Genomic DNA, 22,472 nt, shown 5'->3' on the forward strand with positions numbered 1-22,472 from the left:
GTGGGAATGCCGCAATGGACGCTCTGCGTCCGCTTGGGACGCGGAGCGTCCCGGCATGCATTCCCACGCAGAGCGTGGGAACGATCATTGAACGCCGTGTTTCTCCAGGTTGTACTGGTGGGAGCTTCACCATGTTGAACACCCTTCTTCCAATCCTGTTGTTCGCCGCTCTGGGCCTTGGTGTCCTCGGCGCGTTGCGGCGGGTGGCCATGTGGCGCCGGGGCCGGGCCTCGAAGGTCGATCTGATCGGCGGCCTGTTGGCCATGCCCAAGCGTTACATGGTCGATTTGCACCACGTAGTGGCGCGGGACAAATACATTGCCAACACCCACGTCGCGACAGCGGGCGGAGCGGTGGCGTCGATTGTGCTGGCGCTGCTGGTCCACGGTTTCGGCCTGCATAACCGCATCCTCGGTTACGCCTTGCTGCTGATGACGGCGGTGATGTTCGTCGGCGCGATTTTCGTTTACCTGCGTCGGCGCAATCCGCCGGCGCGGCTGTCGAAAGGCCCGTGGATGCGCCTGCCGAAAAGCCTGCTGGCGTTCTCGGCGTCGTTCTTTCTGCTGACCCTGCCGGTGGCCGGAATCCTCCCGGAGAACTTTGGCGGCTGGGTGCTCGCGGTCATCCTCGGAATTGGCGTGCTGTGGGGCGTGTCGGAACTGTTCTTCGGCATGACTTGGGGCGGGCCGATGAAGCATGCCTTTGCCGGTGCCTTGCACCTGGCCTGGCACCGTCGCGCCGAACGTTTTGGCGGCGGCCGTTCCACCGGTTTGAAGCCGCTGGATCTGAACGATCCGAGCGCACCATTGGGTGTTGAGAAACCCAAGGATTTCACCTGGAACCAGTTGCTCGGTTTTGACGCCTGCGTGCAGTGCGGCAAATGCGAAGCGGCGTGCCCGGCCTTTGCTGCCGGCCAGCCGCTGAACCCGAAAAAGCTGATTCAGGACATGGTCGTCGGTCTCGCCGGTGGCACTGACGCCAAGTTCGCCGGTAGCCCTTATCCCGGCAAGCCTGTGGGCGAACACTCGGGCAATCCACATCAACCGATCGTCAACGGTCTGGTCGATGCCGAAACCCTGTGGTCGTGCACCACCTGCCGTGCCTGCGTCGAGGAGTGCCCGATGATGATCGAACATGTCGACGCCATCGTCGACATGCGCCGTCACCTGACTCTGGAAAAAGGCGCGACGCCGAACAAGGGCGCTGAAGTCCTCGAGAACCTCATTGCCACCGACAACCCGGGCGGTTTTGCCCCGGGCGGGCGGATGAACTGGGCGGCGGATTTGAACCTCAATCTGCTCAGCGAAAAGAAATCCACCGACGTGCTGTTCTGGGTCGGCGACGGTGCCTTCGACATGCGCAATCAGCGCACCCTGCGCGCCTTCGTCAAAGTGCTGAAAGCGGCGAAAATCGACTTTGCCGTACTCGGTCTCGAAGAGCGTGACAGCGGCGACGTCGCCCGGCGTCTTGGCGATGAAGCGACCTTCCAGTTGCTCGCCAAACGCAACATCCAGACTCTGGCCAAATACAGCTTCAACCGCATCGTCACTTGCGATCCGCACAGCTTCCACGTGCTGAAAAACGAGTACGGCGCGTTCGACGGCAACTACCTGGTGCAGCACCACAGCACTTACATGGCGGAAATCATCCAGGCCGGCGCGCTCAATCTCGGTCAGCACAAAGGCAACAGCGTGACCTATCACGATCCGTGCTACCTCGGCCGCTACAACGGCGAATATGAAGCGCCGCGTGAAGTGCTGCGTGCACTCGGTATCGAGGTCAAAGAGATGCAACGTTCCGGCTTCCGCTCGCGCTGCTGCGGCGGCGGTGGCGGGGCGCCGATCACTGACATTCCGGGCAAGCAGCGGATTCCCGACATGCGCATGGAAGACATCCGCGAGACCGGCGCCGAACTGGTGGCGGTGGGTTGTCCACAGTGCACGGCGATGCTCGAAGGCGTGGTCGAACCGCGTCCGCTGATCAAGGACATCGCCGAACTGGTCGCCGACGCGCTGCTCGAAGACGCCGCGCCGAACAAGCCTGCCACCCCGGCCAAACGTGAACCTGCGGAGGCCCACTGATGAGCGACATTATCCGCCGCGACCCACGCGCCGAATGGATTGCGCGTAACCGCCTGCACCCACTGCACGCGGCCATGCAACCGGCGCAACACAGCTGGATGGGGCCCAACGGCATCATCCGCAAGAATCTGCACGGCATCGGTTTTATCGGCCCCAACGGCATCAAGCGTATCGACCGCAGCGGCGCGCAGCAGGGCGGGGCGGTCAAACGTTCGGCTGCTGTGGAGGTGCAACTGCCGCTGCATCAAGTGCCAGCCCCGGCGTTCTATATCACCGTGGTGCCGGACATGGTCGGCGGCCGCTTGAGCAGTCACGACCGTGATTTGCTCGGCCTTGCCCATCAACTCGCTGGCACTGATGGTGCGGTGTTGGCGGTGGTCTTTGGCGAGCACAAGGAAAATGCTTTCGCGACTGCTGGCGTAGATCGCTTGCTGGTGCTTGAGGGTGAAGAGTTCAGCGGTTATGCACCGGAACAGCGCGTGCAGGGCTTGCGCGCTGTGGATAACCAGTTCAACCCACGTCACTGGCTGCTGCCGGACAGTCGCAGCGGTGGCGGTGAACTCGGTCGACGTTTTGCCGCTGCACTTGGCGAGCGTCCGGCGACGCGGGTCTGGCAGGTCAAGGATCAGGAGTGCATTGGCCGCGCGGGCGCCGGGCTGCAAGACCTCGCGCGTCCCGTCGCACGATTGATTCTGGCTGCGGCCGAATGCGCCGAGCCGGTCAGCGAAACTCGCCACGAAGCGTTGCCGGTGGAGTTATCCACAAGCGTCGCGCGCAGCCTGTCGCGGATCGAAGATCTCGGTGCGGTGGCGGTGGACCCGGCAGCGATTCCGATGGCCGAAGCGGAGTTCATTTTCTCCGGCGGCAACGGCGTCAAGGACTGGGCATTGTTCCACGAAACGGCCGCTGCACTTGGCGCGACCGAAGGCGCTTCGCGGGTCGCCGTCGACGATGGCTTCATGGCGCGTGATCGCCAGGTCGGCGCGTCCGGCACCTGGGTCACCGCACGGGTTTATGTGGCTGTGGGTATCTCTGGTGCGATCCAGCACCTGCAAGGTATTGGTGCTTGCGACAAAGTGGTGGCGATCAATCTCGACCCGGGTTGCGACATGATCAAGCGTGCAGACCTCTCAGTGATCGGCGAGAGTGCGGAGATTCTGCAAGCGTTGATCGAAGCGGTGGCGGCTTACCGCAACGAAGCCAAGCGCGATGCGGCTTAAGGAAACGCTATGAACACGAAAGTTATCAGTCTGGTTTCCATCGGCGCTCACCCGACTTCCGGGCGGCCACGCCGTGCTGATCAGGATGCCCGCGCCGTGGAACTGGGCCTGCAACTGGCTGGGGATAACCTGCAAGTGCTGCATGCCGGCGACGTCGCGGAACCGGCGTTGCGCGCCTATCTGGGCATGGGTCTTGAGCAGATGCATGTATTGGAACAGCCCGCCGGTGCTGATGCCTTGCCGGCGCTGACCGAGTATCTGCGTGATGCCGGGGCGCAAGTGGTGTTGACCGGCAGTCAGGCGGAAACCGGTGAAGGTTCGGGGATGTTGCCGTTCCTGCTGGCGGAAGGTCTGGGCTGGCCGTTGGTGGTCGGGCTGGCGCAGGTCGAGTCGATCAATGACGGTTCGGCGCTGGTGCTGCAAGCGTTGCCGCGTGGGCAGCGGCGCCGGTTGAAGGTGAAGCTGCCGTTTCTGGCGACTGTGGATAACGCTGCGCCGAAGCCTCGGCAGAGTGCTTATGGTCCGGCGCGGCGCGGGGTCTTGCAGGCTGACGACGTCGAAGTGGTGGACGATGAACTGTTGTCGGTGGCTACTTTGCAGGCGGCCAAACCGCGGCCGAAACGCTTGAAGGTGATCAAGGCCAAAAGCGGGGCGGACCGGATGAAGGCCGCGACGGCCAAGGCCAGTGGCGGCGGTGGGCAGGTGCTCAAAGGTGTTACTGCACAGGCCGGGGCTGAAGCGATCCTCAAGCTGCTGATTGAAGAAGGTGTGGTTCGCTGAAAAGCCCCTCACCCTAGCCCTCTCCCAGAGGGAGAGGGGACCGACCGAGTGGTATTGGCTAATTACATCGACCTGCGATTGCGCGGTGACCTTGGTCTGGCCAAGCCTGAGATCACAATGTTCGTTCAGGTCGGTGGAGTTTGAACAGGCGATACGGTCGGCTCCCTCTCCCGGAGGGAGAGGGCTGGGGTGAGGGGGAGTGTTTACCCACAATCCCTGTTGGCGGAACTGTGGATAACGTGTTCGCCCCTCTCTGCACCCCACGTCAATCAAGCCCTACAGCTCTCCGATCAAAAAACAACCAGCCTAAGTCACGGATTTTCTGGGCTTTTTATCTTGTATAACTGAATAAGTTGCCCCCAATCTCTGTTGGCGCTTCTGTGGATAAGATGTTCGCTATCCGCTGAGGACCATACAAACCGTGGCTTTCGCAGGGATGATCAAAAAACAGTCAATTCGTCAGTTTCCGGACTTAATTCCCGCGCAAACCTCGATTTCACACAGCCTCCAACGCTTTTCCACAGACAAGGCAAAGTTACCCCCGAACTCTGTTGGCGCTTCTGTGGATAACGTGTTCGTCATCCTCTACGGGCCATACAGAACGTGGCTTACAAGAGTGTGATCAAAAATCAACCAATGCGCCTTGCAAACCGTGATTCTGGATAAGTCACGATTTTTCTTCACAAATCAGTCAGTTATTTTTTCGTTCATCCACAGTTACCCCCATTTGCTGTGGGTGGCTATGTGGATAACTTGTTTGCGGAAGGCTGGGGGGCTTGGTGGGTATGGGGTGTGGGGTGGTTGATCAGAATTTGTGCAATCAAGGTTCAGGGATGTGGTGAATGTGAAATGGCTATCGCGAGCAGGCTCACTCCTACAATTGGAATGCGTTCCCCTGTAGGAGTGAGCCTGCTCGCGAAGCTTTTGCTTTTAGCCTTGGACAGGCACGCCTTTGAGGTACGGCGCAGGCTCGGCCCCAAGGTTGTTCAGCATGCGCTCGCTGTACCAATCGACGAAGTTGACCACGCCAAACTCATAGGTCTTGGAGTAAGGCCCAGGCTGGTAAGCGGTGGAGTTGATCCCGCGCTGGTTCTCTTCGGCCAGTCGACGATCCTGATCGTTGGTCGCGTCCCATACCTGACGCATGCGTTCCACGTCGTAATCGACGCCTTCAACCGCATCCTTGTGCACGATCCACTTGGTGGTGACCATGGTTTCCTGCGCGCTGATCGGCCACACGGTGAAGACGATGATGTGGTCGCCCATGCAGTGGTTCCACGAGTGCGGCAGGTGCAGGATGCGCATCGAGCCGAGGTCCGGGTTCTTGATGCGGCCCATCAGTTTCGCGCAGCCCTGTTTGCCGTCGAGGGTCATCGACACGGTGCCCTTGAGCAGCGGCATGCGCACGATGCGGTTGCGCAGGCCGAAGCTGGCGTGGGCGTAGGGGATCTTTTCGGCTTCCCAGGCAGCGGCGGAGGCGGCGACGTGATCCTTGAACGCCTGATCGGCGCGTGGGTCGGTGACGTCGTCCCATTCCAGCAGGGTTTTCAGCAGTTCCGGGTGCGACGCGTTGCAGTGGTAGCACTCGCGGTTGTTTTCCAGCACCAGTTTCCAGTTGGCCTTTTCCATCAAGGTGGTGGTGATCGCCACCTTGGTGTTCTCCATGTCGTACGGTTCCATGTAATGGTTCAGCGTCGACAGGAAGTCATCAATGGCCGGCGGATTCTCCGCCAGGCTGATGAAGATGTAGCCGCCGGCAGTCTTCACGTTCACCGGTTTCAGGCCGTACTGCTTCATGTCAAAGTCGGCGCCCATTTCGGTGCCGGCGAACAGCAGCCGCCCGTCCAGCTCATAGGTCCACTGGTGGTAGTGGCAGACCAGTTTGGCGACTTTGCCTTTTTCGCTGGTGCACAGACGCGAGCCACGGTGGCGGCAGACGTTGTGGAACGCGTGCACGACGCCTTCGGCGCCACGAATGACGATGATCGGGTTTTTGCCGACCTGCAGGGTCAGGTAGTTGCCCTTGGCCGGGATTTCGCAGGTCATGCCGGCGATCAACCACTCTTTCTGAAAGATCTCCTGCATGTCGATATCGAACAGCCGCTCATCGCTGTAGAACGGTTGCGGCAGCGAAAACGTGCGCTCGCGCTCCTGGAGCATTTGTGCGGTGGCCTTGCGTGCGGGTTCCAGCGGATCGCCCAGGCTGATTTTTGCGGTGACGTCCATCGATGTGATCCTCATGGCCATCTGCGTGGCCGGCGAAAAGTGGCTGATCAGGTGTGCTGCTAACGGTTGCTACGCAAGGTGTAAAGAATCTGTCTTGGTGTTGGGGCGAGTGTGGGGCCGGCGCTGCCGCGAACCTTATCCATGGGCGACATGGTGCAATCTGTTCCCGACGCGCAACCCCCGGTGGTTGGGGGCTGGTCGCGATAAGTATGCCGATGTCGCGGATAGGTAAACGGGCGGTTCGCGCTATACGCAGAATCGCCGACATGAGGCCGACAGTCGGCCGTGGAGAACAGCATGTCCAACAGCTTCCTGAATCCGGTCACCACCCAGACCTGGGCCAATGGCCGACACATCGTCCGTTGCGTCAAAGTCATCCAGGAAACCTGGGACGTGCGCACCTTCTGCTTTATGGCTGATCAGCCGATCCTGTTCTTCTTCAAGCCCGGGCAATTCGTCACCCTGGAGCTGGAAATCGAAGGCCAGCCGATCATGCGCTCGTACACGATCTCCAGTTCGCCGTCGGTGCCGTACAGTTTTTCGGTGACGATCAAACGGGTGCCGGGCGGCAAGGTCTCCAACTGGCTGCACGATACGCTGCATGAAGGCCAGGAACTGGCGGTGCACGGGCCGGTCGGGTTGTTCAATGCCATCGACTTCCCGAGCCCGAAAGTGCTGTATCTGAGCGGCGGCGTCGGCATCACGCCGTGCATGTCGATGGCGCGCTGGTTCTACGACACCAACGCTAACGTCGACATGACCTTTATCCACAGCGCGCGCTCGCCGAAAGACATCATTTATCATCGCGAGCTGGAGCACATGGCGTCGCGGATCGACAACTTCAGCCTGCACCTGATTTGCGAGAAACATGGCTTGGGTGAGCCGTGGGCCGGGTATCGCGGTTACCTGAACCACAAGATGCTCGAATTGATGGTGCCGGACTTCCTCGAGCGCGAAGTGTTCTGCTGCGGCCCGACGCCGTACATGAACGCGGTCAAGCGCCTGCTCGAAGTGGCCGGTTACGACATGTCGCGTTATCACGAGGAATCCTTCGGCGCCACGCCGCCGGAAGCCCGTGCCGATGCGGTCGAACAGGCCGAGCAGGCTGCGGATGCACCGGAAATCGATGCGGCGGATCTGCATCAGGTCGAATTCACTTCGTCTGGCAAGAGCATTCGCGTGGCACCGGGCGAGACCGTGCATGCGGCGGCCGCCAAGCTGGGGCTGATGATTCCGAAGGCGTGCGGCATGGGCATTTGCGGGACGTGCAAGGTGCTGAAGCTGGGCGGTGAGGTGGAGATGGAGCACAACGGCGGGATTACCGAGGACGACGAGGCCGAAGGGTTTATCTTGTCGTGCTGCAGTGTGCCGAAGGGGGATGTGCGTATCGATTTCTGATCGGTAACCCTCACCCCAGCCCTCTCCCAGAGGGAGAGGGGGCCGACCGAGGTGTCTGGCGTTCTACATCGACCTGAACGACCTTATCGACTATAGATTCGGTAAAGCAGTTTCAGGTCGGCGTATTCCTCGAGCATTCCCCAATCAGTTCCCTCTCCTGAGGGAGAGGGGTCGACGGAGGTGTCTGGCGTTCTGCATCGACCTGAACGACCTTATCGATTATGGATTCGGCAAAGTAGTTTCACGTCGGCGTAATTCTCAAATATCCCCCGATCAGTCCCCTCTCCCTTTGGGAGAGGGCTAGGGTGAGGGGCTATTTCAGTCAACAAACAAATCCGGCATCAACGCCGCCTCGCTTTCCCGATCAAACCGATAATGATCAAACTCCGCCACACCGTTCTCACGCAAAATCTCCTCATCAATCAACAACCGCCCGGTAATCTGCCGCCCGCTGCTATCCAGAATCACATGCGCCGCATCCGCCATGATCGAAGGCAGACGCGCCTGCTTGAACGACTCCCGATTACCCAGCTGAAACTCGATCGCCGCCGTGGCAATCATCGTCTGCGGCCACAACGAATTGACGCTGATCCCGTAACTGGCAAATTCCTCGCTCATTCCCAGCGTCAGCATGCTCATGCCGTACTTGGTCACGGTGTACGGACTGAACTGCGCAAACCACTTGCTCGCCAGATTCAGTGGCGGCGACAGATTGAGAATGTGCCCGGCGGATTTCTTCAGGTAGGGCAGGGCGGCCTGACTGCACAGCAACACCGCACGGGTGTTGATCTGGTGCATCAGGTCGAAACGCTTGAGTTCGATGTGCTGCACACCCGTGAGCTTGATAGCCCCGGCGTTGTTCACCAATGCATCGATGCCGCCGAAGTGCTCGTTGGCCTGGGCAAGTGCCTGACGCACCGCGTCTTCATCACGCACGTCCACTTGCAGCGCCAAAGCCTTACCGCCAGCCGCCTCGACTTCAGCCGCGACGCTGTGAATGGTCCCGGGCAACTTGGCGTGGGGTTCGGCACTTTTCGCCGCAATCACTATGTTGGCCCCGTCCTTCGCGGCACGCAGCGCAATCTCACGACCAATGCCACGGCTGGCGCCGGTGATGAACAGGGTTTTGCCTTGTAACGACATGCCGATGCTCCTGCTTATTGTTATGTGAGCGGAGGGCTCGACAGACAATGTAGACCAGGCAGAAGAGTTAACACTTTCTCTGTCATGATCGTTCCCACGCTCTGCGTGGGAATGCAGCCCGGGACGCTCTGCGTACCATCAATACCAGCGCTGAACTTCGATCAGCCCCGGCGTTCCCGCGTAGTCCCTGGCACTCGAATAACGCCAATGCTCTGGCAAATCCACATACCCGCGTTTCACCGGGTTGTTGTGGATGTATTCAAGCTTCTGGCGCATGACTGATTCGCTATAAACCATCTCTGCGTGGGAGCCTTCTTGCCACAACTGGTAAACCCGGTCTTGCTTGTGCGCACGTTTGCTAAAGCGCAGACGTTGCAGGGCTTTGTCTGCACCTTTGCTTTGCAGATCATCGATGATTTGTCGCGCGGTGAAAGATTTGAATTGGCTGAGACATTTACTCAGGTCGGGCGCCTGAGCGACGAAGTGAAGATGGTTTTCCAGAATCACGTAGCCGTACAGCTTCAAGTGATGGTGGGTCTGTTGATAACGCCAGCAGTTGAGCAGATGGTCGACGATGTAGGGGCGGATGAATAACGGCAACCATTCCATGATCGTGCAAGTCAGAAAATGCGGTTTGTCGGTTTCGGTAATGGTGTAGCGGCTGCGGCCCATGGGATTCTTCCTTGAATCTTGCGGTGCGACGGGAATGGAACGCGGAGCGTCCCGGGATGCGTTACCACGCGGAGCGTGGGAACGATCAGGGTGAGGCGGGTGGGATATTCGCGATATAGGGGAAGTCTGGTGTTGCGGTGGGAAGAATCATTCCCGATCGAAGATCGTTCCCACGCTCTGCGTGGGAATGCAGCCGTCGACGCTCTGCGTTATAGCGGTGTTAAGCATGTCGACAGTGGTGAGGCGGGAACGCGGAGCGTCCCTAGAGGCGTTCCCACGCGGAGCGTGGGAACGATCAGTGGGTGTAGCGTCAGGTCAGGCGGACATGACTTCGCGGATGTCGCGGGCCAGTTCGCGGACGCGTTCTTCTTCGGTGTCCCAGGAACACATGAAGCGTGCGCCGCCCTTGCCGATGAAGGTGTAGAAGCGCCAGTTCTTCGCGGTCAGCGCGGCGATGGCCGGCTCGGACAGTTGCAGGAACACGCCGTTGGCCTGCACCGGGAACATCAGATCGACGCCGGGAATGTCGCTGACCAGTTCAGCCAGCAGCTGCGCGCAGTGGTTGGCGTGGCGAGCGTATTTCAGCCAGGCGTCGTTTTCGAGGATGCCGACCCACGGTGCCGAGAGGAAGCGCATTTTCGACGCCAGTTGCCCGGCCTGTTTGCAGCGGTAATCGAAGTCTTCGGCCAGTTTGTGGTTGAAGAACAGAATCGCTTCACCCACGGCCATGCCGTTTTTCGTGCCGCCGAAGCACAGCACATCAACACCGGCCTTCCAGGTCAGATCGGCCGGGGAGCAGCCGAGGAAGGCGCAGGCGTTGGAGAAGCGCGCGCCGTCCATGTGCAGGTGCAGGCCCAGCTCTTTGCAAGTGGCGCTGATGGCGCGGACTTCTTCCGGGGTGTAGACGCTGCCGACTTCGGTGGCTTGGGTCAGGGTGACCACACGCGGTTTCGGGTAGTGAATGTCCTGGCGCTTGAGCGCGACTTCGCGGATCGATTGCGGGGTGATCTTGCCGTTTTCGGTGCCGGCGATCAGCAGTTTCGAGCCGTTGGAGAAGAATTCCGGGGCGCCGCATTCGTCGGTTTCGACGTGGGCGGTTTCCGAGCAGATCACGCTGTGGTAACTCTGGCACAGCGACGACAGGGCCAGCGAGTTGGCGGCGGTGCCGTTGAAGGCGAAGAACACTTCGCAGTCGGTTTCGAACAATTGGCGGAAATGGTCGGCCGCGCGAGCGGTCCATTCATCGTCGCCATAAGCGCGTTGGTGGCCGTGGTTGGCCTGTTCCATTGCAGCCCAGGCTTCAGGGCAGATTCCGGAATAGTTGTCGCTGGCGAATTGTTGGCTCTTGTCGGTCATGGCCGGCTTCCGTGGTCGAGACTCTTGTGAAGGCTCGTGGTCAATGAGGGTGCGCACTTTACCGAAGATCTTCCGGGGAGCACACGGGATGTCACGTTCAGGAAATTACCAGTTTGTAGGACGATTATGCACCTGAGCAAACGCGACGGCGCACTGGATCTGCTCAAGTGGCTGGCGCTGCTGAGCATGTTGTTCGATCACCTGCGATATGTCGGCTTTTCCGTCGATTGGCTGTATGTGCCAGGACGGTTGGCGTTTCCGTGGTTTTGTCTGGCGATGGCGGCGAATCTGGCGCGTGATGGTTCGCAGAAGACGGAATGGCGCTACCTGGGCTGGTTGTTGCTGTTCAGTGCGGTGAGTGAAATTCCTTACCGGTTGTACATTCCTGAGCCCGATACGTTGAATGTGATGCCGACGCTGGCGCTGGGGTTGCTGGTGGCGCGGGGGTGGCAGGATCCCTCGATCATGTCGCGGTTGCTGGGCGTTGCGGCGCTGGTGCTGGCCGCTGTTTTTCCGGAGCGACTGATGTTCGGGTTCTTCGGCGTTTTGCTGCCGCTGGCGATGCTATTGGTGTTTCGTCGGTCGTGGTATTTCAGCTTTTTGCCGGGGTTGGTGTGTCTGGCGGCCAACCAATGGCAAGTGCTGTATGAATCGGCAATCTTCGGTAATAGCGTTGCCATTTTCGGCATTGCCACCTGCCTGTTCGCGCCACTGCTCGGAATGTTCATGTTGCGACATGCACGACATCTCCAGCCACCCCCCATGCGCCGTTGGGCTTACGCCCTCTACCCCACACATTTCCTCCTGCTGCTACTTATCCGCCAAGTTGCCGCATGACCCTGTGGGAGCTGGCTTGCCAGCGATAGCGGTGGGTCAGCCACCATCAATGCCGGATGTGCCGCCGCCATCGCTGGCAAGCCAGCGCCCACAGGGTTCTCCAGTGTTTTCGAGATCGAGTCTGGAAAACGCATTTCCGGCCATGTCGTAAACGCACCTTTGCGTGGCGCGCGCAGGCATTTGAGCTGTCTGCGCCGGTCATACCATCGGCATCAAAGGGCACTGCCTTCATTGCCAGTGCCTTACCGAGACGAATGGCGCACAGATGCCGCTGGGAGAGACGCGATGTTCAGCAAGCAAGACCAGATCCAGGGTTACGACGATGCACTGCTGGCGGCGATGAATGCCGAGGAGCAACGTCAGGAAGATCACATCGAGCTGATCGCGTCGGAGAACTACACCAGCAAACGCGTCATGCAAGCGCAAGGCAGCGGCCTGACCAACAAATACGCCGAAGGCTACCCGGGCAAGCGCTACTATGGTGGCTGCGAGCATGTGGATAAAGTTGAAGCGCTGGCCATCGAACGCGCCAAGCAACTGTTCGGCGCCGATTACGCCAACGTCCAGCCGCATTCCGGTTCTTCGGCCAACAGCGCCGTGTACCTGGCGCTGATCCAGCCAGGCGACACCATCCTCGGCATGAGCCTGGCCCACGGCGGTCACCTGACCCACGGCGCCAAAGTGTCGTCCTCGGGCAAGCTCTACAACGCCGTGCAGTACGGCATCAACACCGACACCGGGCTGATCGATTACGACGAAGTCGAGCGTCTGGCCGTCGAATCCAAGCCAAAAATGATCGTCGCCGGTTTCTCCGCTTACTCGAAGACTCTGGACTTCCCGCGCTTCCGTCAGATTGCTGACAAAGTCGGCGCGCTGCTCTTCGTCGATATGGCCCACGTCGCCGGTCTGGTCGCTGCCGGTCTGTACCCGAACCCGCTGCCGTACGCCGACGTGGTCACCACCACCACGCACAAAACCCTGCGCGGTCCACGGGGCGGGCTGATCCTGGCCAAGTCCAACGAAGAGATCGAGAAGAAGCTCAACGCCGCGGTGTTCCCCGGCGCTCAGGGCGGCCCGTTAATGCACGTCATCGCCGGTAAAGCCGTGTGCTTCAAAGAAGCGCTGGAGCCGGGCTTCAAGGCTTATCAGCAACAAGTGATCGACAACGCTCAGGCGATGGCCAGCGTGTTTATCAAACGTGGCTACGATGTAGTGTCCGGCGGCACCGACAATCATTTGTTCCTGGTCAGCCTGATCCGTCAGGGCCTGACCGGCAAAGACGCCGACGCCGCCCTTGGCCGTGCACACATCACCGTCAACAAGAACGCCGTGCCGAACGACCCGCAATCGCCGTTCGTGACCTCGGGCCTGCGCATCGGCACCCCGGCTGTCACTACGCGCGGTTTCAAGGTGACCCAGTGCGAAGTGTTGGCTGGCTGGATCTGCGACATCCTCGACAACCTCGGCGATGCCGATGTCGAGGCCAATGTTGCCCAGCAAGTGTCGGCCCTGTGCGCAGACTTCCCGGTTTATCGCTGAGTGTTCTGGAGTAACTGACTATGCAACGCTATTCGGGCTTCGGCCTCTTCAAACACTCCCTCAGCCACCACGAAAACTGGCAGCGCATGTGGCGCACGCCAACGCCGAAGAAGGTCTACGACGTGGTCATCGTCGGCGGCGGCGGGCACGGTCTGGCGACCGCTTACTACCTCGCGAAAGAGCACGGCATCACCAACGTCGCCGTGGTCGAGAAGGGCTGGCTGGGCGGCGGTAACACCGCGCGCAACACCACCATCGTTCGCTCCAACTACCTGTGGGACGAGTCGGCGCACCTCTACGAACACGCGATGAAATTGTGGGAAGGCCTGTCCCAGGACCTCAACTACAACGTGATGTTCTCCCAGCGTGGCGTCTACAACCTGTGCCACACCCTGCAGGATATTCGTGATTCCGAGCGTCGGGTCAGCGCCAACCGCCTCAATGGCGTTGATGGCGAACTGCTCAACGCCAAGCAAGTCGCTGACGAGATTCCGTACCTCGACTGCTCGAAAAACACCCGCTACCCGGTGATGGGCGCGACCGTGCAGCGTCGCGGCGGCGTCGCCCGTCACGATGCCGTGGCTTGGGGCTTTGCCCGTGCCGCCGACGCCTTGGGCGTGGACTTGATCCAGCAGACCGAAGTGATCGGTTTCCGCAAGGAAAACGGCGTGTGCATCGGTGTTGAAACCAACAAGGGTTTCATCGGCGCCAAGCGCGTCGGCGTGGTCACCGCCGGTAACTCCGGGCACATGGCCAAACTGGCCGGTTTCCGTCTGCCGATCGAATCCCACCCGCTGCAAGCGCTGGTGTCCGAGCCGATCAAACCGATTATCGACAGCGTGATCATGTCCAACGCCGTACACGGTTACATCAGCCAGTCCGACAAGGGCGACCTGGTGATCGGCGCCGGTATCGACGGTTACAACGGCTACGGCCAGCGCGGTTCGTACCCGGTGATCGAGCACACCATCCAGGCCATCGTCGAGATGTTCCCGGTGCTGTCGCGGGTGCGCATGAACCGCCAGTGGGGCGGCATCGTCGACACCACCCCGGACGCTTGCCCGATCATTTCGAAAACCCCGGTACCGAACATGTTCTTCAACTGCGGTTGGGGCACCGGTGGCTTCAAGGCCACACCTGGCTCGGGCAACGTGTTTGCCGCGAGTCTGGCCAAGGGTGAAATGCACCCGTTGGCCGCACCGTTTTCCATCGACCGTTTCCACAACGGCGCACTCATCGACGAACACGGCGCTGCTGCCGTCGCCCACTAACAGGAGAAATCCCCATGTTGCATATCTTCTGTCCTCACTGCGGCGAGTTGCGCTCCGAAGAGGAATTCCACGCATCCGGTCAGGCGCACATTCCGCGCCCGCTCGACCCTGGCGCTTGCACTGACGAGGAGTGGGGCGACTACATGTTCTTCCGCGATAACCCCCGTGGTCTGCACCACGAGTTGTGGGATCACGTCGCCGGTTGCCGTCAGTACTTCAACGTCACCCGCGACACCGTGACCTACGAGATTCTCGAAACCTACAAGATCGGCACCAAGCCGCAATTCACCGACAAGGCTGATTCGGCGAAAACAGCCACGACGGCGCTGGGAGAGAAGGTATGAGCCAGACCAATCGCCTGTCCAACGGTGGACGGATCGACCGCAACAAAGTGCTGAGCTTCACCTTCAACGGTCAGAGCTACAAAGGCTTCGAGGGTGACTCGCTGGCCGCCGCACTGATCGCCAACGGCGTCGACATCATCGGCCGCAGCTTCAAGTACTCGCGTCCTCGCGGGATCTTCGCTGCCGGTGCCGAAGAGCCGAACGCGGTGCTGCAGATCGGTGCGACCGAAGCCACGCAAATCCCCAACGTGCGCGCCACGCAACAGGCGCTGTATCAAGGTTTGGTCGCGACCAGCACCAACGGCTGGCCGAGCGTCAATAACGACATGATGGGCATTCTCGGCAAGGTCGGCGGCAAGCTGATGCCGCCGGGTTTCTACTACAAAACCTTCATGTACCCGCAATCGTTCTGGATGACCTACGAGAAGTACATTCGCAAGGCTGCCGGCCTCGGCCGTTCGCCGACCGAAGTCGATCCGGACACCTACGACTACATGAACCAGCACTGCGACGTGCTGATCGTCGGCGCCGGCCCGGCCGGTCTCGCCGCTGCCCTGGCCGCTGCGCGCAGCGGTGCCCGAGTGATTCTTGCCGATGAGCAGGAAGAGTTCGGCGGCAGCCTGCTCGACTCGCGCGAAAGCCTCGACGGCAAACCGGCGATGGACTGGGTCGCCAGCGTCATCACTGAACTGAAAAATACCCCGGACGTGCTGCTGTTGCCGCGCGCCACAGTCAACGGTTACCACGACCACAATTTCCTGACCATTCACGAACGCCTCACCGATCACCTCGGTGACCGTGCGCCGATTGGCCAGGTGCGTCAGCGTATTCACCGTGTCCGCGCCAAGCGTGTGGTGCTGGCGACCGGTGCTTGCGAGCGTCCGCTGGTCTACGGCAACAACGACGTGCCGGGCAACATGCTGGCTGGTGCGGTGTCGACTTACGTGCGCCGCTACGGCGTAGCACCGGGCAAGAAACTGGTGCTGTCGACCAACAACGATCACGCTTATCGCGTTGCTCTGGATTGGCTCGACGCCAGTCTGCAAGTCGTCGCCATCGCTGACGCCCGTAGCAATCCGCGTGGTGCGCTGGTGGAAGAAGCCCGTGCCAAAGGCATCCGCATCCTCACCGGCAGTGCTGTGATCGAAGCCCGTGGCAGCAAGCGTGTGACTGCTGCCCGCGTGGCGGCGATTGATGTTAAAGCGCACGCCGTGACCAGTCCTGGCGAGTGGCTCGACTGCGATGTGGTTGCCAGTTCCGGCGGTTACAGCCCGGTCGTTCACTTGGCTTCGCACCTTGGTGGCAAGCCGACCTGGCGTGAAGACATCCTCGGTTTCGTACCGGGCGAAGCACCGCAGAAGCGCGTGTGTGTCGGTGGCATCAACGGTGTTTACGGTCTCGGCGATTCGCTGGCTGACGGTTTTGAAGGTGGCGTGCGCGCTGCCGCTGAAGCCGGTTTTCAGACCGTCGAAGGCGTGCTGCCGAAAGCCCTGAGCCGTCACGAAGAACCGACGCTGGCGCTGTTCCAGGTGCCACATGAAAAGAACACCGCACGGGCACCGAAGCAATTCGTCGACCTGCAGAACGACGTGACCGCCGCCGCCATCGAACTGGCGACCCGCGAAGGTTTCGAGTCGGTCGAGCACGTCAAACGCTACACCGCGCTGGGCTTTGGCACCGATCAGGGCAAGCTCGGCAACGTTAACGGTCTGGCCATCGCTGCCCGTTCGCTGAATGTGACCATCCCGCAGATGGGCACCACGATGTTCCGCCCGAACTACACGCCGGTGACCTTCGGCGCCGTGGCCGGTCGTCACTGTGGGCACATCTTCGAACCGGTTCGCTACACCGCACTGCATGCCTGGCACGTGAAGAACGGCGCCGAGTTTGAAGACGTCGGCCAGTGGAAACGTCCATGGTACTTCCCGAAAAACGGTGAAGACCTGCATGCAGCGGTGAAGCGTGAATGCAAAGCCGTGCGCGACAGCGTCGGCCTGCTCGACGCCTCGACCCTCGGCAAGATCGACATTCAAGGCCCGGATGCCCGCGAGTTTCTCAACCGCGTGTACACCAACGCCTGGACCAAACTCGACGTGGGCAAGGCGCGCTACGGTTTGATGTGCAAAGAAGACGGCATGGTCTTCGACGACGGTGTGACGGCGTGTCTGGCGGACAACCATTTTGTCATGACCACCACCACCGGCGGCGCGGCTCGCGTGCTGCAGTGGCTGGAGCTGTACCACCAGACCGAATGGCCGGACATGAAGGTCTACTTCACCTCCGTCACCGACCACTGGGCAACCATGACCCTGTCCGGGCCGAACAGCCGCAAGCTGCTCAGCGCCGTGACCGACATTGATCTGAGCAACGAAGCGTTCCCGTTCATGACCTGGAAAGAAGGTCTGGTCGGCGGCGTGCCGGCGCGGGTGTTCCGTATCTCGTTCACCGGTGAGCTGTCGTACGAAGTCAACGTCCAGGCCGACTACGCGATGGGCGTGCTGGAGAAAATCGTCGAGGCCGGCAAGCAATACAACCTGACCCCGTACGGCACTGAAACCATGCACGTCCTGCGTGCCGAGAAGGGTTTCATTATTGTCGGCCAGGACACTGACGGCTCGATGACCCCGGACGACTTGAACATGGGCTGGTGTGTGGGTCGCACTAAACCGTTCTCGTGGATCGGCCAGCGTGGCATGAACCGTGAAGACTGCGTGAAGGATCAGCGTAAGCAACTGGTCGGTCTGAAGCCGATCGATCCTAACGTGTGGCTGCCGGAAGGCGCGCAACTGGTGTTCAACACCAAGCAGACGATCCCGATGACCATGGTCGGCCACGTGACCTCCAGCTACGCGCACAACTCCCTCGGTTATTCGTTTGCCATGGGTGTGGTCAAGGGCGGTCTGAAGCGCCTCGGTGAGCGGGTGTTTGCACCGCTGGCCGACGGTAGCGTGATCGAGGCGGAGATTGTTTCTTCGGTGTTCTTCGATCCGAAGGGTGATCGCCAGAACATCTGACACTGATCGTTCCCACGCTCTGCGTGGGAATGCATCCCGGGACGCTCTGCGTCCCAAGAGCGGACGCAGAGCGTCCATGGCGGCATTCCCACGCAGAGCGTGGGAACGATCAAGAATTCAGGAAGGTGCTTTATGACCACAGCCAATGTTTACCAACAACGCCCGACCACTGGCGCCAAGGCCGAGTCGTCGCTGCACCATGCCGACCTCGCCAGCCTGGTCGGCAAGGGCCGCAAGAACGCCGGCGTGATCGTGCGGGAAAAGAAACTCCTCGGTCACCTGACCATCCGTGGTGATGGCCACGATGCAGCCTTCGCCGCTGGCGTGCACAAAGCCTTGGGTATCGAACTGCCCGGCGCTCTCAGCGTCATCGTCAAGGGTGAAACCAGCCTGCAATGGATGGGCCCGGATGAGTGGCTGCTGATCGTGCCAAGCGGTGAAGAGTTCGCTGCCGAACAGAAACTGCGCGAAGCGCTGGGCGATCTGCACATCGCAATCGTCAACGTCAGCGGCGGCCAGCAAGTGCTCGAATTGAGCGGGCCGAACGTGCGTCAGGTGCTGATGAAGTCCACCAGTTATGACGTGCATCCGAATAACTTCCCGGTGGGTAAAGCGGTCGGCACGGTGTTCGCCAAATCGCAGTTGATGATTCGCCATACCGCTGAAGACACTTGGGAACTGCTGATTCGTCGTAGCTTCTCGGATTACTGGTGGTTGTGGTTGCAGGATGCTTCGGCTGAGTACGGGTTGAGCGTACAAGCCTAAAAGCTTACCCCCTCACCCCAGCCCTCTCCCCCAAGGGGGAGAGGGGGAAAGGGAGCCGATCTCGGGTGTTTTTGCGATCTGCATTCACCTTCAGATTTTCAGGTCGGCGTAGCTTGAACGAACACCTCGGTCAGTCCCCTCTCCCTCTGGGAGAGGGCTAGGGTGAGGGGAAAAATCCCCCAGACACCCCGCACAAAGAACAGGAGTCACCGCACCATGAGCCGCGCCCCAGACACATGGATTCTGACCGCCGACTGCCCCAGCGTCCTCGGCACGGTGGACGCGGTCACGCGTTTTCTGTTCGAGCAGGGCTGCTACGTCACCGAGCACCATTCGTTCGATGACCGCCTCTCTGGGCGCTTTTTCATTCGCGTGGAATTCCGCCAGCCCGACGGCTTCGACGAACAGTCCTTCCGCGCAGGCTTAGCCGAACGCGGTCAGGCCTTCGGCATGATCTTCGAGCTGACCGCGCCGAACTACCGGCCGAAAGTGGTGATCATGGTTTCCAAAGCCGATCACTGCCTTAACGACTTGCTCTACCGTCAGCGCATCGGCCAGTTGTCGATGGACGTGGCGGCGGTGGTCTCCAATCACCCGGACCTCAAACCGCTGGCCGACTGGCACCAGATTCCCTACTACCATTTCCCCCTCGACCCCAACGACAAGCCGTCGCAGGAGCGTCAGGTGTGGCAGGTGATCGAAGAGTCCGGCGCTGAACTGGTGATCCTCGCCCGCTACATGCAGGTGCTGTCGCCGGAGCTGTGCCGCAAGCTCGATGGCAAAGCGATCAACATTCATCACTCGTTGCTGCCGGGCTTCAAGGGCGCCAAGCCGTATCACCAGGCCTACAACAAGGGCGTGAAACTGGTCGGCGCGACGGCGCATTACATCAATAACGATCTGGATGAAGGGCCAATCATTGCCCAGGGCGTCGAGGCGGTGGATCACAGTCATTACCCTGAGGATCTGATTGCCAAGGGCCGCGATATTGAAGGCCTGACACTGGCGCGGGCGGTTGGGTATCACATTGAGCGGAGGGTGTTTCTCAACGCCAATCGTACGGTCGTTCTCTAGATCGCCATCGCTGGCAAGCCAGCTCCCACAGGATTCGGTGTTGGATTTAGATTCTGTAAACGACGCAAATCCCTGTGGGAGCTGGCTTGCCAGCGATGAGGCCCTGACAGGCAACACATAAACAGCATCTGTACCCGAGCACTCAACGCGCTGCCTGCCTGGGCAACGCGGTTCCATAAAAACAACAGCGAGGTGAAAGCATGTCTGGCAATCGTGGTGTGGTGTATCTCGGCGCTGGCAAGGTCGAAGTACAGAAAATCGACTATCCGAAAATGCAGGACCCGCGCGGTCGCAAGATCGAGCACGGGGTCATTCTCAAAGTGGTTTCCACCAATATCTGTGGCTCCGACCAACACATGGTGCGCGGCCGTACCACGGCGCAGACCGGTCTGGTGCTGGGTCACGAGATCACCGGCGAGGTGATCGAAAAAGGCTCCGACGTCGAAAACCTGAAAATCGGTGATCTGGTTTCCGTGCCGTTCAACGTCGCTTGCGGGCGCTGCCGTTCCTGCAAAGAGCAACACACAGGCGTCTGCCTGACCGTCAACCCGGCCCGTGCCGGTGGCGCTTACGGTTACGTCGACATGGGCGACTGGACCGGTGGCCAAGCCGAATATGTGCTGGTGCCGTACGCTGACTTCAACCTGCTGAAACTGCCGGACCGCGACAAGGCCATGGAGAAAATCCGTGACCTGACCTGCCTCTCCGACATCCTCCCGACCGGTTATCACGGCGCAGTGACGGCGGGTGTTGGCCCGGGCAGCACTGTTTACATCGCCGGCGCTGGCCCGGTCGGCCTGGCCGCTGCCGCTTCCGCACGTCTGCTCGGCGCTGCGGTAGTGATCATCGGCGACGTCAACACCATCCGCCTGGCCCACGCCAAGGCGCAGGGTTTTGAAATCGTCGACCTGTCCAAGGACACGCCGCTGCACGAACAGATCGCCGCACTGCTGGGCGAACCGGAAGTGGATTGCGCGGTGGACTGTGTTGGTTTCGAAGCTCGCGGCCATGGTCACGACGGCGTAAAAGCCGAAGCGCCGGCCACCGTGCTCAACTCGCTGATGGGCGTGGTCCGCGTTGCCGGCAAGATCGGTATTCCGGGCCTGTACGTCACCGAAGATCCGGGCGCCGTGGACGCTGCCGCAAAAATGGGCAGCCTGAGCATTCGCTTCGGTCTGGGCTGGGCCAAGTCGCACAGCTTCCACACCGGCCAGACGCCAGTGATGAAGTACAACCGTCAACTGATGCAGGCGATCATGTGGGATCGCATCAACATCGCCGAAGTGGTGGGGGTGCAGGTGATCAGTCTGGATCAGGCGCCGGAAGGTTACGGCGAGTTCGATGCGGGGGTGCCGAAGAAGTTTGTGATTGATCCGCATAAGTTGTTCAGTGCGGCGTAAGGTTTACGCAGTAGCAGAACGGCGCCATTCAGGCGCCGTTTTATCGAACGATTGTTTCTATACGACTTCGACTTGTTCCGCTTGCATTCCTTTTTGCCCCGGCACCGCGATAAAAGAAACAGTTTGTCCTTCTTTCAAGGATTTAAATCCATCGGATTGGATAGCCTTGAAATGGACGAAGAGGTCAGCACCGCCATCAGCAGGTGTAATAAATCCAAAGCCTTTTTCGTCGTTAAACCACTTTACGGTACCGGTTTGTTTATTTGGCATGACCATGCTTCCTGTTTGCGTTGTGTATCGATTCATATCCGAGCGATAGCGACCAGGATTTATCTGTTCCTTCTGTCGCGAACCAATCGAACATTGATTGCGTATTGCTGCCCTGTATCGCTTTTCATCACTTCATAACTGACCCTTCGTCCGGCCTTGATTTTTCCAATGATGGGATCGTCCGGATCAACGCAAAAGATGATGGCTGAGGGCTGAGCAATCATTTCCTTTGCAACGTCCTTCGACGGTTCCTTCACCGGCGGAATGATCAAGTCGTCGCGGTCTGACAATCGCTTCTCCATCGCAGCGCCTCCATCGAAATGATCCGCGGCAAACCTGGCTCGAATTCAATGTAATTCACTAGAATTGAGTCGGTAACTGTCAGGTTTGACAGTTTTTAGAAACGTTTTGGAATTGACCCGATTTCGAATTGGAATGACCGGAACATGCCACCGGATTACCGGTCAAAACGCCAGTTTCGTCGCCGTTGTCCGGTGGCAGCTTTTCCCAAGAGGATGTCTGAATGAAAATTTCACGCGGTTTTGCCTTGGCATCGCTCCTGACCTTGGCCGCCGGGCCGGTGTTTGCCGGTTTCAGTCTGAATGACGTGGCCGGCGCGGTTTCGGGCATGCAGGGTGGCGACAAGGCGGCCGCTGCGGCGCCGACCTCGGAGACCGCCGGTTTGTTGAGTGCCCTGAGTGCGCTGGATGTCACGCCGGAGCAAGCCGTGGGCGGCACCAGTGCGATGCTCGGGCTGGCGAAGAATCAGTTGAGCAGCACCGATTACTCACAACTGGCCAAAGAAGTGCCGGGCATCGACAAACTGTCAGGTGGCAGCGGCAATCTGGCGGCGCTGGGCGCCTTGCTCGGTTCATCCGGCAAGTCTGCCGGGCTGGAAAATGCGCTGGGTAACGTCAAGGACACCAACGACCTGAACAATGCCTTCAGCGCACTTGGCATGGACAGCGGCATGATCGGCCAGTTTGCCCCTGTGCTGTTGCAATACCTCGGTCAGCAGGGCGTCGGCGGTTCGCTGTTGAGCAGCCTGGGCAGCATCTGGGGCGCCGGCACCGGTAGCTGAT

The 22,472-nt window shown here is 60.1% G+C and carries 19 protein-coding genes; 13 read left to right on the forward strand and 6 right to left on the reverse strand.

What is annotated here, in order from left to right; all coding sequences use genetic code 11:
• Positions 1-131 precede the first annotated feature (131 nt).
• The 3 genes from dgcB to ACM6JQ_RS00825 are packed head-to-tail and all read left to right on the forward strand — an operon-like array spanning position 132 to position 4,081.
• Positions 132-2,081, forward strand: coding sequence for a dimethylglycine demethylation protein DgcB (dgcB, locus tag ACM6JQ_RS00815; RefSeq protein WP_095112750.1), 1,950 nt, complete (start codon positions 132-134; stop codon positions 2,079-2,081).
• A complete protein-coding gene (locus ACM6JQ_RS00820) occupies positions 2,081-3,301 on the forward strand; it encodes an electron transfer flavoprotein subunit alpha/FixB family protein (RefSeq protein WP_414893083.1) in 1,221 nt (406 codons plus the stop codon). The genes dgcB and ACM6JQ_RS00820 overlap by 1 nt, the downstream gene beginning before the upstream one ends.
• A gap of 9 nt (positions 3,302-3,310) precedes the next feature.
• Complete coding sequence (locus ACM6JQ_RS00825) at positions 3,311-4,081, forward strand: electron transfer flavoprotein subunit beta (RefSeq protein WP_095112748.1); 771 nt, start codon at positions 3,311-3,313, stop codon at positions 4,079-4,081.
• 930 nt (positions 4,082-5,011) lie between these two features.
• Here ACM6JQ_RS00825 and gbcA read toward each other — a convergent pair.
• Complete coding sequence (gbcA, locus tag ACM6JQ_RS00830) at positions 5,012-6,307, reverse strand: glycine-betaine demethylase subunit GbcA (protein WP_007911229.1); 1,296 nt, start codon at positions 6,305-6,307, stop codon at positions 5,012-5,014.
• A 297-nt stretch (positions 6,308-6,604) separates the two neighbouring features.
• On the opposite strand from gbcA, the gene gbcB reads away from it, so the two are divergent.
• Positions 6,605-7,705: a glycine-betaine demethylase subunit GbcB gene (gbcB, locus tag ACM6JQ_RS00835; protein WP_007911227.1), complete on the forward strand. Its 1,101-nt coding sequence runs from the start codon at positions 6,605-6,607 to the stop codon at positions 7,703-7,705.
• Positions 7,706-8,023: 318 nt separating this feature from the next.
• Here gbcB and ACM6JQ_RS00840 read toward each other — a convergent pair whose 3' ends face one another.
• The 3 genes from ACM6JQ_RS00840 to ACM6JQ_RS00850 all read right to left on the reverse strand — a co-directional run bounded on the left by ACM6JQ_RS00840 (position 8,024) and on the right by ACM6JQ_RS00850 (position 10,876).
• Entirely contained in the window at positions 8,024-8,848 is an 825-nt protein-coding gene (locus tag ACM6JQ_RS00840; RefSeq protein WP_095112746.1) for an SDR family oxidoreductase, read from the reverse strand.
• 138 nt (positions 8,849-8,986) lie between these two features.
• Positions 8,987-9,520: an REP-associated tyrosine transposase gene (locus tag ACM6JQ_RS00845; RefSeq protein ID WP_414893084.1), complete on the reverse strand. Its 534-nt coding sequence runs from the start codon at positions 9,518-9,520 to the stop codon at positions 8,987-8,989.
• A 315-nt stretch (positions 9,521-9,835) separates the two neighbouring features.
• Positions 9,836-10,876 (reverse strand): low specificity L-threonine aldolase, encoded by a 1,041-nt coding sequence (locus ACM6JQ_RS00850; RefSeq protein WP_414893085.1) that lies wholly within the window; start codon positions 10,874-10,876, stop codon positions 9,836-9,838.
• Positions 10,877-11,002: 126 nt separating this feature from the next.
• Here ACM6JQ_RS00850 and ACM6JQ_RS00855 point away from each other — a divergent pair, with 126 nt between their 5' ends.
• The 8 genes from ACM6JQ_RS00855 (at position 11,003) to fdhA (ending at position 21,120) form a co-directional block, all read left to right on the forward strand.
• Complete coding sequence (locus ACM6JQ_RS00855; protein ID WP_414893086.1) at positions 11,003-11,713, forward strand: TraX family protein; 711 nt, start codon at positions 11,003-11,005, stop codon at positions 11,711-11,713.
• A gap of 285 nt (positions 11,714-11,998) precedes the next feature.
• Entirely contained in the window at positions 11,999-13,252 is a 1,254-nt protein-coding gene (locus ACM6JQ_RS00860; RefSeq protein WP_007913117.1) for a serine hydroxymethyltransferase, read from the forward strand.
• A gap of 20 nt (positions 13,253-13,272) precedes the next feature.
• Positions 13,273-14,523, forward strand: coding sequence for a sarcosine oxidase subunit beta (locus ACM6JQ_RS00865; protein ID WP_003206307.1), 1,251 nt, complete (start codon positions 13,273-13,275; stop codon positions 14,521-14,523).
• 14 nt (positions 14,524-14,537) lie between these two features.
• Positions 14,538-14,867: a sarcosine oxidase subunit delta gene (locus ACM6JQ_RS00870; RefSeq protein ID WP_007913119.1), complete on the forward strand. Its 330-nt coding sequence runs from the start codon at positions 14,538-14,540 to the stop codon at positions 14,865-14,867.
• The gene (locus ACM6JQ_RS00875) at positions 14,864-17,881 is read left to right on the forward strand and encodes a sarcosine oxidase subunit alpha (protein WP_414893087.1); all 3,018 of its coding nucleotides are present in this window, start codon (positions 14,864-14,866) and stop codon (positions 17,879-17,881) included. Before ACM6JQ_RS00870 ends, ACM6JQ_RS00875 begins: the two co-directional genes overlap by 4 nt.
• 132 nt (positions 17,882-18,013) lie before the next feature.
• Positions 18,014-18,646 (forward strand): sarcosine oxidase subunit gamma, encoded by a 633-nt coding sequence (locus ACM6JQ_RS00880; protein ID WP_008086919.1) that lies wholly within the window; start codon positions 18,014-18,016, stop codon positions 18,644-18,646.
• 216 nt (positions 18,647-18,862) lie between these two features.
• Complete coding sequence (gene purU, locus ACM6JQ_RS00885; RefSeq protein WP_008086918.1) at positions 18,863-19,720, forward strand: formyltetrahydrofolate deformylase; 858 nt, start codon at positions 18,863-18,865, stop codon at positions 19,718-19,720.
• Positions 19,721-19,920: 200 nt separating this feature from the next.
• A complete protein-coding gene (gene fdhA / locus ACM6JQ_RS00890) occupies positions 19,921-21,120 on the forward strand; it encodes a formaldehyde dehydrogenase, glutathione-independent (RefSeq protein WP_007909990.1) in 1,200 nt (399 codons plus the stop codon).
• Between the two features lie 57 nt (positions 21,121-21,177).
• On the opposite strand, the gene ACM6JQ_RS00895 is transcribed toward fdhA, so the two are convergent.
• Positions 21,178-21,390, reverse strand: coding sequence for a cold-shock protein (locus ACM6JQ_RS00895; RefSeq protein ID WP_095112742.1), 213 nt, complete (start codon positions 21,388-21,390; stop codon positions 21,178-21,180).
• A 59-nt stretch (positions 21,391-21,449) separates the two neighbouring features.
• Positions 21,450-21,692, reverse strand: a complete 243-nt coding sequence (locus tag ACM6JQ_RS00900) for a hypothetical protein (protein WP_414893088.1) — start codon at positions 21,690-21,692, stop codon at positions 21,450-21,452.
• Between the two features lie 221 nt (positions 21,693-21,913).
• Here ACM6JQ_RS00900 and ACM6JQ_RS00905 point away from each other — a divergent pair, with 221 nt between their 5' ends.
• Positions 21,914-22,471, forward strand: a complete 558-nt coding sequence (locus tag ACM6JQ_RS00905) for a DUF2780 domain-containing protein (RefSeq protein ID WP_095112740.1) — start codon at positions 21,914-21,916, stop codon at positions 22,469-22,471.
• The last annotated feature ends 1 nt before the right edge of the window (position 22,472 follow it).

The organism is Pseudomonas sp. IT-232MI5, assembly GCF_949767845.1.
GTDB lineage: Bacteria > Pseudomonadota > Gammaproteobacteria > Pseudomonadales > Pseudomonadaceae > Aquipseudomonas.